14 protein-coding genes are annotated in these 16,128 nt (G+C 66.4%); 8 read left to right on the top strand and 6 right to left on the bottom strand.

Annotation, left to right across the window (positions count from 1 at the left end; translation table 11 throughout):
• Nucleotides 1-223: 223 nt before the first annotated feature.
• The 4 genes from treY to ACWDTF_RS09600 all read right to left on the bottom strand — a co-directional run bounded on the left by treY (nt 224) and on the right by ACWDTF_RS09600 (nt 8,249).
• On the bottom strand, nt 224-2,548 hold the full coding sequence (gene treY / locus ACWDTF_RS09615) for a malto-oligosyltrehalose synthase (protein ID WP_449754317.1): 2,325 nt from the start codon (nt 2,546-2,548) through the stop codon (nt 224-226).
• A gap of 3 nt (nt 2,549-2,551) precedes the next feature.
• Nucleotides 2,552-5,230: a glycogen debranching protein GlgX gene (gene glgX, locus ACWDTF_RS09610; RefSeq protein ID WP_449754316.1), complete on the bottom strand. Its 2,679-nt coding sequence runs from the start codon at nt 5,228-5,230 to the stop codon at nt 2,552-2,554.
• A 118-nt stretch (nt 5,231-5,348) separates the two neighbouring features.
• Nucleotides 5,349-7,544, bottom strand: coding sequence for an acyltransferase family protein (locus ACWDTF_RS09605; protein ID WP_449754315.1), 2,196 nt, complete (start codon nt 7,542-7,544; stop codon nt 5,349-5,351).
• 126 nt (nt 7,545-7,670) lie between these two features.
• Nucleotides 7,671-8,249: a TetR family transcriptional regulator gene (locus ACWDTF_RS09600; protein WP_240855913.1), complete on the bottom strand. Its 579-nt coding sequence runs from the start codon at nt 8,247-8,249 to the stop codon at nt 7,671-7,673.
• A 148-nt stretch (nt 8,250-8,397) separates the two neighbouring features.
• Here ACWDTF_RS09600 and ACWDTF_RS09595 point away from each other — a divergent pair, with 148 nt between their 5' ends.
• The 7 genes from ACWDTF_RS09595 to ACWDTF_RS09565 are packed head-to-tail and all read left to right on the top strand — an operon-like array spanning nt 8,398 to nt 13,932.
• Nucleotides 8,398-9,699: an adenosylmethionine--8-amino-7-oxononanoate transaminase gene (locus ACWDTF_RS09595; RefSeq protein ID WP_355274391.1), complete on the top strand. Its 1,302-nt coding sequence runs from the start codon at nt 8,398-8,400 to the stop codon at nt 9,697-9,699.
• A complete protein-coding gene (locus tag ACWDTF_RS09590; RefSeq protein WP_449754314.1) occupies nt 9,696-10,961 on the top strand; it encodes an 8-amino-7-oxononanoate synthase in 1,266 nt (421 codons plus the stop codon). Before ACWDTF_RS09595 ends, ACWDTF_RS09590 begins: the two co-directional genes overlap by 4 nt.
• 11 nt (nt 10,962-10,972) lie before the next feature.
• Complete coding sequence (gene bioD / locus ACWDTF_RS09585) at nt 10,973-11,722, top strand: dethiobiotin synthase (RefSeq protein ID WP_355274396.1); 750 nt, start codon at nt 10,973-10,975, stop codon at nt 11,720-11,722.
• Entirely contained in the window at nt 11,719-12,756 is a 1,038-nt protein-coding gene (gene bioB, locus ACWDTF_RS09580) for a biotin synthase BioB (protein ID WP_240855901.1), read from the top strand. The genes bioD and bioB overlap by 4 nt, the downstream gene beginning before the upstream one ends.
• A gap of 44 nt (nt 12,757-12,800) precedes the next feature.
• A complete protein-coding gene (gene bsaP, locus ACWDTF_RS09575; protein ID WP_240856037.1) occupies nt 12,801-13,040 on the top strand; it encodes a biotin synthase auxiliary protein BsaP in 240 nt (79 codons plus the stop codon).
• Between the two features lie 2 nt (nt 13,041-13,042).
• The gene (locus ACWDTF_RS09570; RefSeq protein ID WP_240855900.1) at nt 13,043-13,702 is read left to right on the top strand and encodes a DUF2567 domain-containing protein; all 660 of its coding nucleotides are present in this window, start codon (nt 13,043-13,045) and stop codon (nt 13,700-13,702) included.
• Nucleotides 13,703-13,713: 11 nt separating this feature from the next.
• Nucleotides 13,714-13,932 carry a GNAT family N-acetyltransferase gene (locus ACWDTF_RS09565; protein WP_355274405.1) on the top strand — a complete coding sequence of 73 codons (219 nt, stop codon included), beginning with the start codon at nt 13,714-13,716 and terminating at the stop codon, nt 13,930-13,932.
• 43 nt (nt 13,933-13,975) lie between these two features.
• On the opposite strand, the gene ACWDTF_RS09560 is transcribed toward ACWDTF_RS09565, so the two are convergent.
• Complete coding sequence (locus tag ACWDTF_RS09560) at nt 13,976-14,689, bottom strand: NUDIX hydrolase (protein ID WP_240855897.1); 714 nt, start codon at nt 14,687-14,689, stop codon at nt 13,976-13,978.
• A 38-nt stretch (nt 14,690-14,727) separates the two neighbouring features.
• Nucleotides 14,728-15,489 carry a type I methionyl aminopeptidase gene (map, locus tag ACWDTF_RS09555; protein WP_240855896.1) on the bottom strand — a complete coding sequence of 254 codons (762 nt, stop codon included), beginning with the start codon at nt 15,487-15,489 and terminating at the stop codon, nt 14,728-14,730.
• A gap of 83 nt (nt 15,490-15,572) precedes the next feature.
• On the opposite strand from map, the gene ACWDTF_RS09550 reads away from it, so the two are divergent.
• Complete coding sequence (locus ACWDTF_RS09550; RefSeq protein ID WP_240855894.1) at nt 15,573-15,833, top strand: helix-turn-helix domain-containing protein; 261 nt, start codon at nt 15,573-15,575, stop codon at nt 15,831-15,833.
• The last annotated feature ends 295 nt before the right edge of the window (nt 15,834-16,128 follow it).

Raw genomic sequence — 16,128 nt, 5'->3', positions numbered from 1 at the left:
CTTCCCCTACTTTTGTGGCGCCGGTTCGCGCCGCCGACGAGAATGCCGCCGTTGCGCACTCATGGCAACCATGTGGTTGGCCGGCCCTTGATCCGTTTGAAGTTGAGCCCGGGATACGGGCTCAACTTCAAACGGATCGTGCGTTCATGCTCGACGACGACACTCTGAGGGTCGCTCCGCTCGCACCTCAGGGACCGGAAGGGGGTCTTCACGGATCCAAGGTTCAGGTGTCCAGCAGTTCCAGCATGGCCACCGGGCCTCGTGCCCGAGCGGTGGCGAGATCGACGGCGTCCGTGTGGATCTCACCGCTCAACGCGTTGCGCCAGCGGCCGGTGGGCAGCGTGATCGCGGTGGCGCGGGCGCTGTCGGCACGGAGGCTGTGGGTGAAGCGGGCCGTGATGAGCACGACCCGTGCCACCCGGCCGTCGCCGCGGGAGAAGGCGATGGCATGGTCGGCGGCGGGGCCGGCGGCCGTCAGAGATCGGTAGGTTCCTTCGGAACCGAAGGCGGCCGCGTGATCGGCGCGTAGACGCAATCCCGCACGCACAACAGCGGTTTTCGGATGGTCACTCGGCTGGGTGAAATCGACCGGTCGGCGGTTGTCGGGGTCGACCAGTGAGTCGTCCCACCATTCGGTGCCCTGGTAGATGTCTGGGAAGCCGGGGCCGAGAATGGCAATGGCCTTGCGGGCCAACGCTTCCTGCTTCCAGGAGTCGGATACTCGCGACACCAGCCCGGTCAGGATGTCGGCAACGGGTCCGGTGGTGACGTCGTCGATCCAGTCGCGGATGGCGGTTTCGAACTGCTCGTCGACTTCTGTCCACGTCGTTCGCAGACCCGCTTCCCGCATCGCCTTCTGCGCATAGTCGTACAGGCGGGACCGCAATGCGTCGGAGACTCGACCGTCGAGCGGCCACACCCCGAAGATGTTCTGCAGCAGGAAGTAGCAGCTGAGCGAATCGGGTATCGAGGTCGCCCGCCAAATGCGGTCCACTGCCAGCGACCAGCGCTCGGGCACCTGGGCGAGCAGAGCGATACGCGCACGAACGTCTTCGCCGCGCTTGGTGTCGTGCGTCGACGACGCGGTCATCGCCAACGGCCATTCGGCCGCACGGGTCGCATTGTGCGAGTGGAAGGCGGCCAGACTCATTGCCGGGTTGGCCGGATCGCCGCCGACCTCCTGGGCCGAGACCAACCGCGCCGTGCGGTAGAAGAGGCTGTCCTCCACGCTCTTTGCGGTGACCGCGCCACACGTCTGGGCGAGTCGCGACGTCGCCGCGCCGGGCGACGCCGTGCGGCGAACGATCAGATCGAGGGACTCTGCGAGCGCCGGCCGACGGCGCGCGATCTCCGCTGCGGTGTCGACGAGGCGAGTGCGCAACGTCGGATAGTCGGCTCGATATACCCCGAGATCCGCGATCAGTTCGGCGCTGGCCTCGGCCATGAGGGACGGGTCGACGTCGGGGTCCGAATGGGTCAGCGCACGCACGAGCCGACGGTGTTCGGTGGGGAAGGAGTTCTCGAGGGTCGCGAGTTTGCGTTCGCGCTCGGTGGATTCGATCCAGTGCGAGTCGCCGGGCACGCCGGTGACTCGTTCGTGGACCTCCGCGAGTTCGATGACCCCCGACGGCGCCACGAACAAGGAGTCGATCACCCGCATCTGGTCGTAGCCGGTGGTGCCCTCCACCGGCAGTGTCGGTTCCAAGGGTTCGTCGGGGGCGAGGATCTTCTCGACGTAGATCAACCGTTGGTCGCCGACGTCGGTGCGGAGCTGCCGGAGGTAGCCCTGGGGATCCCAGAGACCGTCCGGATGATCTACGCGCACACCGTCGATGAGGTCTTCGTCGATGAGCTCGCGCAGCCAGGCGTGGGTGGCGGAATAGACGGTCGGGTCTTCCTGGCACAGGCCGGCGAGTTCGTTGACGGTGAAGAAGCGCCGATAGCCGATGAGGCCGCTGTTCCACGGCACCAGCCGGTAATGCTGGCGACTGTGGACCTCCTGGGGTGTTCCACCGAGAGTACCTGCGGCAGTAGGGAACCGGTGGTCATAGTAGCAGAGGTGCCCGTCGTCGTCGACGTCGAGTGGTGACAGGTCGCCGTCGGCGGCGACGACAGGGATCGCTATCGCACCGTCGGCGCCGTTGTCCGCGGAGAAATCGACGTCGAAGTACTTGGCGTAGGGCGAACGTGCCCCGTTGGCGAGGAGGTCGGCGAACCACGGGTTGGCCAGTGCATCGGCGACCCCGGTGTGGTTGGGCACGATGTCGATGATCACGCCGATCCCGTGTTCGGCTGCGTCCGTACGCAATTCGCGCAGGCCGTAGATGCCACCGAGGACCGGTGCGACCGCCGGCGGGGGTAGCCAGTCGTACCCGTGGGTCGAACCCTCGGCGGCCTGTCCGATGGGGGACAGGTAGAGGTGGCTGACGCCCAGATCGCGCAGGTGGTCGAGAATTCCTGCGGCCTGGGCGAATCCGAAGTCCGCGTGCAACTGCACACGGTAGGTCGCGTGTGGCTCCCGCCGGTGGTCACTGCCCCCTGTGGTCATAGATCAGTGCGTCTTGCGCAGCACGAGTAGCGATCTCGCACCGATGGTCACCGTGCTCCCGCACTTGGCGGCGACCACGTCCGAGTCGCCCGTCGGGTGCGTCGTGTTCAGTACGCCCTCCCATTCGAGGGCCAACTGATCGGTCGGCATGCGGAAGTCGATGTCCTCGTAGTGTGCGTTGAAGCAGATCATGAAACTGTCGTCGACGATGGCTTCGCCGCGCTCGTCTTTCTCGCCGATACCCGCACCGTTGAGGAACACGGCAAGGCTCTTGCCGAATCCGCTGCCCCAATCGTCGGTGGTCATGGCTTCACCCGAGGGTGTGAGCCACACGATGTCCAGGGTGTCATGACCCCATCGGATGGGTTTGCCCTCGAAGAACCGCCGACGCCGGAACACAGGATGCTTGGTGCGCAGCGCGATGGCCTTGCGGGTGAACTCGAGAAGATCCGAGTTCTTCTCCGCGAGAGACCAATCCATCCACGACAGCTCGGAGTCCTGGCAGTAGACGTTGTTGTTGCCCTGTTGGGTTCGGCCGATCTCGTCGCCGTGCGCGAGCATCGGCGTGCCCTGCGACAAGAACAGGGTCGCCAGGATGTTGCGCTGCTGGCGGGCGCGCAGGGCGAGTACCTCCGGATCATCGGTGGGTCCCTCGACGCCGCAGTTCCACGACCGGTTGTGGCTTTCGCCGTCGCGGTTGTCCTCGCCGTTGGCCATGTTGTGTTTCTCGTTGTACGACACAAGGTCTCGCAGCGTGAATCCGTCGTGGGCGATGACGAAGTTGATGCTGGCCAGTGGGCGGCGCCCGGTCGCCTCGTACAGGTCCGACGACCCGGTGAGCCGAGAAGCGAACTCGCCCAGGGTGGCAGGTTCGCCACGCCAGTAATCGCGAACAGTGTCGCGGTACTTTCCGTTCCACTCGGTCCACAGCGGCGGGAAGTTGCCGACCTGGTATCCGCCCTCACCGATATCCCATGGCTCGGCGATCAACTTGACCTGGCTGACCACCGGATCCTGTTGCACCAGATCGAAGAACGCGGACAAACGGTCGACATCGTGGAGTTCGCGGGCCAGAGTCGACGCAAGGTCGAAACGGAACCCGTCAACGTGCATCTCCAGCACCCAGTACCGCAACGAATCCATGATGAGCTGCAGCGTGTGAGGATGACGCCCGTTGAGGCTGTTGCCCGTCCCGGTGTAGTCCATGTACATCTCGGGCTGTCCGTCGACCAGGCGGTAGTAGGCGGCGTTGTCGATGCCGCGGAAACAGACCGTCGGACCGAGGTGATTGCCCTCGGCCGTGTGGTTGTACACCACGTCGAGAATGACTTCGATTCCCGCGTTGTGGAACTCGCGGACCATGGCCTTGAACTCGGTGACCGCACTGGCGGGCTGGTCGGGGTTGGATGCGTACTCCAGGTGCGGCGCCAAGAACCCGAAGGTGTTGTAACCCCAATAGTTTCGCAGTCCCTGGTCACGCAGCACGAAGTCCTGCATGAACTGGTGGACCGGCATCAGTTCGATGGCGGTCACGCCGAGGGACTTCAGGTGCTCGATGATCACCGGATGACACAGGCCGGCGTAGGTCCCGCGAAGCCGTTCCGGAATGTCGGGATGGGTCGCGGTCATGCCCTTGACGTGGGCCTCGTAGATGACCGTCTTGTGATACGAGCGCTTGGGCGATCGGTCGTTCTGCCAGTCGAAGAATGGGTTGATCACCACCGACACCATCGTGTGCCCGAGCGAATCGAGCTGCGGCATCGGGTTCTCCGATTCGGAATCGGTTGTTTCCGAGTGGTTCTCGGTCGGCGTCGGAGCCGGCTCGGCAGTCGCGTCCTCGATCTCGACTGGTTCGGTGGGCACCTCGTCGGATGCGACGTCGACTACCGCCGCATCGGTCTTCTGCGGGTCGACGTCTGCGGGGATCGGTGCCGGGTCTGTGGTCGAGACCTCGACCGAGTCGGTCGTCGGGGCCGGTTCCAGGTCTGCGGGCTCTACCGGCGGTCCGGCAGCCACGCCGGGATCGGCGTCTGCGGTGGGTTCGGCCTGCTCGGGTTCCGCCGGCACGCGCTCCGGAAGGGGATAGGAGAACAGCGATGCGTCTCCGTCGAAGTCCCCGTGAAATGCCTTGCCGTACGGGTCGAGCAGCAATTTGCTTGCGTCGCAACGTAGTCCCCGTGACGGATCGTAGGGTCCATGGACGCGGAAGCCGTAGAACTGGCCCGGCCCGACGTTGGGCAGGTAGCAGTGCCAGATGTAGCCGTCGACCTCTTCGAGGCGGATGCGGCGTTCGCGACCGTCGCGGTCGATGAGGCACAACTCCACCGCTTCGGCGACCTCGGAGAAGAGCGAAAAGTTGGTGCCGACACCGTCGTAGGTGGCGCCCAGTGGGAACGCGGTACCCGGCCAGACCGGGATCGGTGCCGGTTCGGGCTCCACCAGGGCGTCGGCCTGCATCGGAGTCGACGGCAAGGTGACGGGTGCCGAGGTGGCGTCGTCGTTGCTCAGTGGCGCGGCCGTGGTGGTGTCGGTCGAAGCCGCACCCGGCGCGTCACTGGGGGCGGGTTCCGAGCCGGACTGCGCCCTCGGCACGTCACCAGTGGGGGTTTGGGGAACCGGTGGGGTTCCGGGTGCATCGGCGGCTGACGGGGGCTGGTCGCCGGTGGTTGGCGGTACGGTCATACCCACCTTCCTGAGGTCATGGAACGACACTAGCCGCGTTGTGCCAAGCCTTCATCTCGAAAGCCGCCTTTGCGCGCCAAAGTGGCCTGCGCCACTTTCGTCGATCAGTTTTCCCAGGTCACCGGGTCGGCTGACCGATCCACGGCAACTGGATCCTCATCTGCCGCTCGAGTTCGTCGGCGAGGCTGCGGATGTAGGTCGCGCTCAGGTGGTGCGGGTCCTTGTAGACGATGATGTTGCCCACGATGGCCGGGCAGAAATCGGCCGTGCAGATGCCGTTCGTGAGGTCGAGTGGATGGAAGTCGGGACGGGTCGCGGCCAGAGCGAGAGCCGGGTCGGTCGGCGACATCGAGACCGCTCGCCTGGTGCCGCAGCTCTCGGCGGTCCCGCCGTCGTTGAGGCAGATCGGTGTGTCGATCCGCGACCTGATCGGCCACGGAGTGTCACGGATCCCGAGCACGGGCACACCGCCCGCGATGAACTGATCGAAGATCGGCACGTAGTCCGGTGGCGTCCAGTCGCCGTTCTCATAGTCCCGCGGGCGTGTCGAGTTCGTGAGCACCGCATCGGGTTTCGCCTTGATGATCTCGGCGATGACGCGTTGACCCCACTCATAGCACTGCGGGTACGGCTCACCCTGCTGGCGCGGAACCGGATTGGTGGACAGCGGGCAACCCATCTTGATGTAGGTGGTCACCTTGAAGTGATTGCGCTGGCCGATGAGGTTGAGCGCGGAGATCCACATCTCGGCGTGCGAACCGCCGGCCAGGGCGATCGTGCGCTTCGCGGTCGGATCGCCGTAGACGCCGACGTGGATGCTTCCGTCCTGGAAGTTGCTGGTGAAACCGTCGGTCGAGGTCTCGGGGAAATCCTTGATGACGGCGAGCGGTTCGGGGACCGGGTCGAGTTTCGGTACCGGCGCATTGTTGAGCAAGGCGCGTGCGCCCGGGTAGTCGCGCGGGTCGAGGTTCGCGGTGTCGACGGTGATGGTGGAGACGTGCCGGTCCCACATCTTGATGCCGACTCCCACCGCGATCGTCCCCACCAGCAAGATGCTGGTCATCACCGATGCGTACGTGATCAGGCGCCTGCGCCCGGTCCTGGTGCCGCGGGTCAACTTCGACCGGTCGCCACCACGGAGCGGATCTTCGACGAAGCGCTTCGTCGTCCACGCCAGGCCGATGGAGACGGCCAGAATCCCGACACCCTCGAGAATCGAGGCGTGCTGCTTGTCGCGCCAGGCCAGGTAGAAGATCAGCAGCGGCCAGTGCCACAGGTACAGGCTGTAGGCGATGGTGCCCAGCCAGACCGGCCACCGGCTCGCCAGAGCACGGTTGAGTAGCGGCATGGGCTCGGTGCCGTCGGGCTGGTCGGGTCGGCGACGCTGTAGATCCGTGGCGCCGGCCCAGATGATGAGCAGGGTCGCGCCCACGGGTACCAGGGCCCACGGACCGGGGTACTGCTCGACGCCGACGATCCACCAACCGCAGGTCACGATGAGCGCCAAGGCCACCGCGGTGGCGACGTTGCGCAGCCAATTGGGGATCCGCCAGCGTGGCAGCCAGATGGCCAGCAGGCCACCGGCGAGGGGTTCCCAGAGTCGCGACCACGTGTCGAAGTAGTTGTACGGCTGGTTGATCTGTAGTCCGCGGTGCGCCCACCAGAACGACGCGAGGGCGACCAGCAGAACCGATCCGCCGACGATCACCCGGATCACCCGGGGGTCGGCGACACCCGAGATGACGCGGGACACCAGCTTGATGACCACGGTGATCCCGAGGGCGGTGAGCAGGGTGATGAGGAAGAACTGGCCCTGCATCGACATCGACCAGATGTGCTGCAGCGGACTGTTGGCCGAGCTCGCGGCGAGATAGTCCTGGGAGTTCCAGGCCAGATACCAGTTCTGCCAGTAGGTGGCGCTGGCGACGAGTTCGTTGCCGATGTTGGACCACCGGACCTGCGGCAGGATCAGCACCGTCAGCACCGCAACGGCGATGAGTACGGTCAGCAGCGCGGGCAGCAGTCGTTTGATCAGCCGCTTGAGTCGGGGCCACGGGTTGGCCGCGTCGCGGTACGTGGTGTGTGGCGCCTGGCTGTGAATGGCGTGACGCAGCAGCGACCCGACGAAGAAGAAGCCGGAGAGCGTCAGGAAGACGTCGACGCCGCCGGACACCTTCCCGAACCAGACGTGGAAGCACGCGACGAGAGTGATCGCGATACCCCGCAGCCCGTCGAGATCGGTCCGATAGACCGGCGGCGCCGCTGACGTGGAGTTCGTCTTCGGCGCGAGTTCAACACGGGTCGGGGCTGCCAAGGGCTCGGTTTTCTTCCTTCGTCGGTGGGGAACGGTCGGTGGGATCGGCTAGCAATGTACCCGTCGAACCTGTGAAAAATCGACTCGGTCCGCAGCGACACACGCGGCGCTGACCTTTACTTTTCTTTACTTAGTGGGTGCAGGCGTGGTGTTGGTGGCCCGCGCGCGGGCGCCGTCGAGGATGATTGCGAGCCCGTCGGTGAACTCGCCACCGAAGTCGCGCCCGGACGGTTCGATGACGCCGAGACGTTCCATCTGCGCTCGCGTCTGTTCTTCGATGGTCAGGCCGATGACGAGCTGGCAGACCGCCGTGGTGACCGCTTCGGCATCCCGTATCGGCAGGCCGCCGGCGCGGGCGGCGGTGATGATGTCGGCGGTGATCGCCTTGGTGGCGAGGCCCGACGCCCAACTCGACGACACGACCTCGGCGCTGTCCGGGACGGCAAGGAGTGCGCCGCGCATCCCGATCGCCAGCGACGCCAGGCGGTCATCCCAGCGCTGCGTCGGCGGGGGAATCACCACGTGATCGAGGATGTCGTCCGCGAGCGCGGCCAGCAGCGATTGTTTGTTCGGGAAATGCCAGTACAGAGCGTTGGGTCGCACGCCGAGTTCGGTGGCCAATCGCCGCATGGACAGGTCCGCGAGGCTGTGTTCGACGAGGATGCCGCGGGCGGCTCGCAGGACATCGGCGCGGCTGTTGCTCACGGCCCCACGATAGTGAGCCGCTGGTTGTTCGTGCGCACCGGCCTGTACACCGTCCAGGAAGCCTGTACAGTGTCCAGGCAGAACCGTGCCGCCTTCATGCCCATCGGCACGCGTACACAGCCCGAAACCGTTCGATGAGGAATGTTCCGTGGATCACCAGACCATCTCCCGTATCGATGCCGAGCACATCTGGCATCCCTACGGTGCGATGCCGCCGAGCACCGAACCGCTGGTGGTGTCCTCGGCGCGCGGGGTGCGGCTGACGCTCGCCGACGGGCGCGAGGTGGTCGACGGTATGAGCTCCTGGTGGGCCGCAATCCACGGCTATGGCAATCCGGTGCTCGATGCCGCGGCTGTCGCGCAGCTGGGACAGATGTCGCACGTCATGTTCGGCGGACTCACGCACGAGCCCGCGGCACAGCTGGCGCAACGCTTGGTGGAATTGACCCCGGAGCCGCTACAGAAGGTGTTCTTCTGCGACTCCGGGTCGGTGTCGGTGGAAGTCGCCGCGAAGATGGCACTGCAGTGTTGGCGGGGCCGCGGGGAACCCCGACGCACCCGGCTTCTCACCTGGCGGGGCGGCTATCACGGCGACACATTCACCCCGATGAGCGTCTGCGATCCCGACGGTGGCATGCACTCGATGTGGACCGATGTGCTCGCCGAACAGATCTTCGTGCCCGCGCCCCCGTCGGAGTACCGCGAGGGCTACGTCGAGATCCTCGACGACGCGATCGCCCGGCACGCACATGAGCTCGCGGCCGTGATCGTCGAGCCGGTGGTCCAGGGTGCCGGCGGGATGCGCTTCCACGATCCCCGCTACCTGGCGGACCTGCGTCGCATCTGCGACGAACGAGGCGTGCTGCTGATCTTCGACGAGATCGCCACCGGGTTCGGTCGCACCGGGACGATGTTCGCCGCCGAACAAGCCGGCGTCGCACCCGACATCATGTGTGTTGGCAAAGCGCTGACCGGCGGCTATTTGTCGCTGGCCGCCACCCTGTGCACCGATGAGATCGCCGCGGTCATCAGCGCCGGGGAGGCCGGCGGACTCGCTCACGGCCCGACCTTCATGGCCAACCCGCTCGCGTGCGCGATTGCGGTTGCCTCCATCGACCTGCTCGCCGACGGAACCTGGCGCGAGCAGGTGAGGCGAATCGAGCATGAACTGCGCTCCGGACTCGCGCCGCTCTCCGACGTCGACGGTGTGGTCGATGTGCGGGTCCTCGGCGCGATCGGCGTGGTCGAACTCGACCGTCCCGTCGACATGCCCGCCTCGACGTCCGCGGCGGTGCAGGCCGGCGCGTGGCTGCGTCCGTTCCGCAATCTCGTCTACGTGATGCCGCCGTTCGTCTGCACCTCCGACGACATCGGGGTGGTCGTCGACGGTGTTCGCGCGGCGGTGGCAGCGACCGTCTCGACCCCGATTCCCGTGGGAGCAAACTCATGACCACCGTTCACCCCCGCACGTCCGGGCGCCGCTCGCCGCTCGCCGAGGAGCACCTACCGCTCCCTGAGGTGCGAGGAGCGCTAGCCGCGAGCCTCGAAGGGCCGTTGACCGTGCGTCCCGCGGTCGACGACACGGGTCTCGCCTGGCTGGTCGACGCGGCCGAGGCGCGCAAGTCGGCCGGGCTGCACCGCGAGCCGCATGTGCGGCAGTCCGCCGACGGCTTGATCAACCTGGCCTCCAACGACTATCTCGGCCTGTCGACGCGTCCCGACGTGGTGGCCGGTGCGCAGGCCGCCCTGGCCGAATGGGGTGCAGGGTCGACGGCGTCGAGGCTGGTCGTCGGTACCACCCAACTCCATGTCGACTTCGAGAACCAGATCGCCGACTTCCTGGGTTTCGATGCAGCGCTGGCCTTTTCGTCGGGATACCTGGCCAATGTCGGTGCCATCTGCGCACTCGCCGGTCGCGGTGACCTGATTGTCAGCGACACCGGGACACACGCCTCGCTGATCGATGGTTGCCGCCTGTCGCGCGCTCGGGTCGTCGTGGTCGATCGCGGTGATCATGAAGCGGTGCGCGATGCACTCGCCAACCGCGACGAGCAGCGCGCGCTCGTCGTCACCGACTCGGTCTACAGCATCGACGGTGAGCCTGCGCCCGTCGCAGAGTTGTACGACGCGGCACGCGCACACGGTGCCGTGCTGCTGGTCGATGAGGCGCATGCCTTCGGGGTGCGCGGACCCGGTGGTCGGGGTCTGGTCGCCGAGGCCGGCCTGTCCGGCGCCCCGGATCTGGTGGTCACCGCAGTGATGTCGAAATCCCTTGGCGCCCAGGGGGGAGTGGTGCTCGGCACGCGGGCCGTTCGGGAGCATCTGATCGATTGCGCGCGGACCTTCATCTTCGACACCGGGCTCAATCCGGCTGCGGTCGGCGCGGCCAGTGCGGCACTCGCCCTGCTGAGCGCGAACCCCGACCTTCCGATCATGCTGGGCGACAACGCCCGTCGCCTTGCGCAGCGCTGCGGCGCGGCCGAGCCGGCGGCAGCGGTCATCTCGATCATCATCGGCGACCCGAAGCAAGCGGTTGCTGCCGCGGCGGCCTGCCGGGATCGCGGCGTACTGATCGGGTGTTTCCGTCCACCGTCGGTGCCCGAGGGCACCTCTCGACTGCGTATCACCGTGCGGGCCGACCTCGACCACGCGACCGTCGATCATGTGGCCGACGTCGTCGATGCCGCACTGCGCGAGGTCGGTGTTCGATGAATACGGGCCCGATGAGCTCACCGACCAGCGGAGCCGTCCTCGCGGTGACCGGAACCTCGACCGACGTCGGAAAGACGATTGTCACTGCGGCGCTGGCTGTTTCGGCGCAAGCTCTCGGCGCCGATGTCGCAGTCTGCAAGCCGGTCCAGACTGGTGTGGCTCCCGGTGAGGCCGGCGACCTCGCGACGATCGTCGCCCTCGCGGGTCACCTCACCACCGTCGAATGTGCGCGGTATCCCGAACCGCTGGCCCCGGAAACCGCGGCCCGTCGCGCCGGGTTGCCGAGCGTCGACCGCGCCGACATCGCGGCGGCCGTCGATGCCCTCACCATGACCCACGAGTTGACTCTCGTCGAGGGTGCCGGCGGCGTGATGGTCCGTCTCGCACCGTCGTTGACGATCGCCGACGTCGCCGCGGATACGCAGGCAGGCGTCGTCGTGGTGGTGCAGCCCGGCCTCGGGGCGCTCAATCACGCCGAACTCACCGTCGATGCCCTTCGGGCGCGCGGCCTGCGACCGGCCGGTCTGGTGATCGGATGGTGGCCGGCCGATCCCGATCTCGCGATGCGCTGCAATCGCGACGATCTGCCGCGCCTGACCGGCGTACCGGTCGTCGGCGTGATCCCTTCCGGCGCAAGCGCGCTGGACGCCACGCACTTCCGTGCGGCCGCACCCGGATGGCTGGACGCCCAGTGGCTGCGCACCGAATTGTCGCAATCTGGCCAAACTTTGAACAACATCAAGCAAGGAGTGCTTTCGTGACCCAGGCAACCGTCGCCGCCGACACCGGCGTTCGCGATTCCGACGACATTCTCGCCATCGCGCGTGAGCAGGTTCTCGAACGAGGCGAGGGGCTCGACCAGGATCAGGTCCTGCGCGTACTTCGGCTTCCCGACGAACGACTCACCGAACTGCTGCAGCTCGCGCACGACGTGCGCATGCAGTGGTGTGGGCCGGAGGTCGAGGTCGAGGGCATCATCTCGCTGAAAACCGGTGGCTGCCCGGAGGATTGCCACTTCTGCTCGCAGTCGGGCCTGTTCGCTTCGCCGGTCCGTAGTGCATGGATCGACATCCCGTCACTGGTGGAGGCGGCCAAGCAGACCGCGAAGACCGGTGCCACCGAATTCTGCATCGTGGCCGCGGTCCGTGGTCCCGACAAGCGCCTGCTGAGCCAGGTTGCGGCGGGTATCGAGGCCATCCGCAACGAGGTCGACATCCAGATCGCCTGCAGCCTCGGCATGCTCACCCAGGAACAGGTCGACCAGCTCCGCGACATGGGTGTGCATCGGTACAACCACAACCTGGAGACCGCGCGCAGTCACTTCCCGAACGTCGTCACCACCCATACCTGGGAGGAGCGCTGGGACACGCTGCGGATGGTGCGCGAGGCCGGCATGGAGGTCTGCTGCGGCGGCATCCTCGGCATGGGGGAGAGCCTCGAGCAGCGCGCCGAGTTCGCCGCCGATCTCGCCACTCTCGAGCCCGACGAGGTGCCGCTCAACTTCCTCAACCCGCGTCCGGGAACCCCGTTCGGCGACCTCGACGTGCTGCCCGCCTCCGAGGCGCTGAAGTCGGTTGCCGCGTTCCGGTTGGCGTTGCCGCGGACCATTCTGCGGTTCGCGGGTGGCCGTGAGATCACCCTTGGTGACCTCGGCGCCAAGCAGGGCATCCTCGGCGGCATCAACGCCGTCATCGTCGGTAACTACCTGACCACTCTCGGTCGCCCTGCCGAAGACGATCTCGATCTGCTGACCGACTTGTCGATGCCGATCAAGACCCTCAACGACACCATCTGACACGCCGCCACCGCGTGCGTGACACCATCGAAGGCGTGCCCGACATGATCGACACCGTCCCCGGCCCGCTTGCCGAGCCATGCCGCTACGGCGTGTACACCGGACTCGAGCTGGAACTGCAGTCGCCCGACGCGATCCCACCTGCGGCCCGCCTGGGCCTGGAACCACCGCGGTTCTGCGGTCAGTGCGGTCGGCGCATGGTCGTTCAGGTACGGCCCGACGGCTGGCATGCGCGCTGTTCTCGGCACGGGGTCGTCGATTCCACCGAACTGGGCCGACGGTGAGGGTGCGCCGACCTTTGGGGGTTCTGCTCGCCGTCGTCGGTGTCGTGGTCCTGCTAGGTGCGGTCGCGGGTGCAACGTGGGCGGCCATCACGCCCACCGTCACCGCGACACGCGTCGACGGAGGCTTCACCCTCCCCGCCGAGCAGACGGCCAAGGCGTTCAGCGGTGTGGCCGTCTTCGGCCTGACGATGGCCGTGTACGGGCTGATCGCGGCACTGGTCGCCTGGTTCGTCGCACGGACATGGCGCGGACTGCTGGGCTATGGCGCGGTACTGGCGGCCACCATCGGCGGGTCGGCGTTGGCCATCGAGGTCGGGATGTGGATCACCGATTGGCTATACGGCGATCGGACCGGAATTGCGCTGGGGGACACCGTCGAACTCGTTCCGCGGTTGTGGCTGCGTGGCGGTACCGCACATGGCGCCGCCGAGCCGTGGACATTGCTGATCTGCGCGCCGTTTGCGCTCACCCTGGTCTACCTCGTTTGCGTACTCTCCTCGCGCACAGCCGATCTGGGTGTCGGGGATCTCGATGACCGACGACACGAATACATCGCAGCCGACGCGACGAATGATCGGGTCGCCTATGCACAGCCCGCCGGCCCACAGGACGCGATCGGTCCCTCGGGAAATCCGGGTGATCCGACGCGCGGGCCTCGGTAGCATCCGCGTGCATGCCGACCACTGAGATCGTCCATGCGCGCGGACCCCGGGTTCGCCTGACCGACTTCGCCTTCGACGACCTCGACGCTGTGCATGTCATCGGTTCCGATCCGCGCGTGGTGGAGTTCACCGCTTGGGGTCCGAACACGATCGACGAGTCGCGGGATGTCCTCAACCGTGCGATGGCCGCGACCGAGGGACGCGTCCTGGTGACGACGACGACTGCGTGATTCGCTGTGCTTCGGTATCACTCGGCGGATGTTCGACGACGGGTCACATCGGCGGACGTAGCGTCGCGAACTCGTCGGTGACGCGTAATTCGTTGTCGGCGAACGCATACAGTGCCGGAGGGCGTCCGCCGGTGCGGCCGGTCTTGCCGACGGTGCCGGTCGACACCACCACGGCCCGTCGACTCAGGATGCGCAGCAGGTTTGTCGTGTCCACGGCGTAACCCAGTGCTGCACAGTAGATCTCTGACAGTTCTGACATCGGGAAGCGGGCCGGTGCGAGCGCGAAGGCGATGTTGGTGTACGACAGCTTGGCAGCCACGCGATGGCGGCCCGCCGCGATGATGTCGGCGTGGTCGTAGGCCAGCGATGGCAGTGCGTCGACCTCGTGCCAGGCGGCCTCTGCCGGGAGACGAGCGGGTGCGTCGGTGGGGACCAGCCCGATATATGTCGAGGCAATCGTCCGGATCCCGGGTACTCGGTGAGGATCGGAGAACACCGACAGCTGCTCGAGGTGGGCGACCTTGCGGACGTCCATCTTGTCGGCGAGCAGTCGTCGCGCACTCTCCGAGAGCGTCTCCGCGGCACCGACGTCGCCGCCGGGCAGGGCCCAGGCGTCGGAGGATTTCGTCAGGAGCACGCAGAGCGCCGGCGCGGTGTCCGGCTGCGTCTCGCGGACCTGAAAGACAACACTGAGCACTTCGACGCGAAGCCCCACGGATCCGTCGCCGGCTGACGAATCGGATCCCTCGGCGGACATGGCGTCGATTGTAGGGGTGACCGGTCGTCGGATGAGCGTCAGCGCGTGAGGACCAGCGCGTCGCCGTCGGTGATGGCGATGGTGTGTTCACTGTGGGCGCCGCGTGAGCCGTCGGCCGAGCGGATGGTCCAGCCGTCGGGGTCGTAAGTGATGCGATCGGTACCCAAGGTGAACCACGGCTCGAGCGCAAGGGTGAGACCCGGGCGCAGCCGCATTCCTCGCCCGCCTCGCCCGGTGTTGGCGACGTGTGGATCCTCATGCATCGTCCGACCCAGACCGTGTCCGCCGAACTGGTTGTTCACCCGGTAACCATGCGACGCCGCAACTGCTCCGATCGCGGCGGAGATGTCGCCGAGGCGATTTCCGGCGCGGGCATGGTCGATGGCCGCGGTCAGTGCCTGCTCCGTCGCGTCGATGAGCCGTTGATCCTCGGGTCGCGGGGTTCCGACGATCACGCTGCGTGCCGAATCGGCGACCCATCCGTCGATGGACACGGCGATGTCCATGCACAGGAGGTCGCCGTCGCGTAGTTCGTGATCGTGCGGCAAGCCGTGGAGCACGGCGTCGTTCACCGACAGACAGATGACGTTGCGAAACGGGCCGCGGCCGAAGGACGGTGCGTAGTCCCAATAGCAGGACACCGCGCCGCGGTCGCGGATCAGGTCGCGCGCGCGATGCTCGAGGTCGAGCAGGTTGACGCCGACGTCGGCCTTTGCGACCAGGTCGCTGAGCAGGTCGGAGATGAAGGAACCGGTCACGCCCATGGCGGCGACCTCGTCGCGGGATTTCAGCTCGACCATGTGGTTCCTTTCTCGACGATGGCGCGGTATAAAAATACCGACACTGCTTGGTATTTATATACCAGACCGACTACGTTGTGGTCATGGTTCGCAATCCGCTGACGCCTGAACAGAAGGCTGCCGGCCGACGACTTGGCGCCCGATTGCGAGAACTGCGCGGTGATCGAGGATTGAGCGGGGTCGCTGCGGCGGCCGGCATCTCGCCGGAGACACTTCGCAAGATCGAGGCCGGTCGGATGCCGACACCCGCGTTCGCGACCATCGCCGCTCTCGCTCGGGCTCTCGACGCCTCGCTGGACGATCTCGCTCGCGTCCTCGACGGGGATCGCGCGGCAGCTGTCTGATCCGAAGAGTTCAGTGACCCGCCTTCTGACCTGGGGAAACACGATACTGTGCCCGCAAAATCTAGGGGAACAAGTTTCTTCCCCGAGGTTCACGGTCGTCCCCTACAAATTTCGGGGGGAAGACACCAAGGGTCGGGGACGAAGTTTCTTCCCCGACTTTTTGTGGGCGTATGTTCCTGGCGTCGCCGTCGGCGGAATGTGGCGACCGGCAATCGGTGACTGAGATCGGGCCCGTCAGCGTCCGCTTCCGGGATATACCCGGAGGACCACCGTCAGGGGCCCGATCCTGGCCACC

This window comes from Gordonia sp. NPDC003422, from assembly GCF_053588675.1.
Note: the sequence above shows the minus strand (reverse complement) of the source record. Positions and strands in the feature narration are given on the sequence as shown.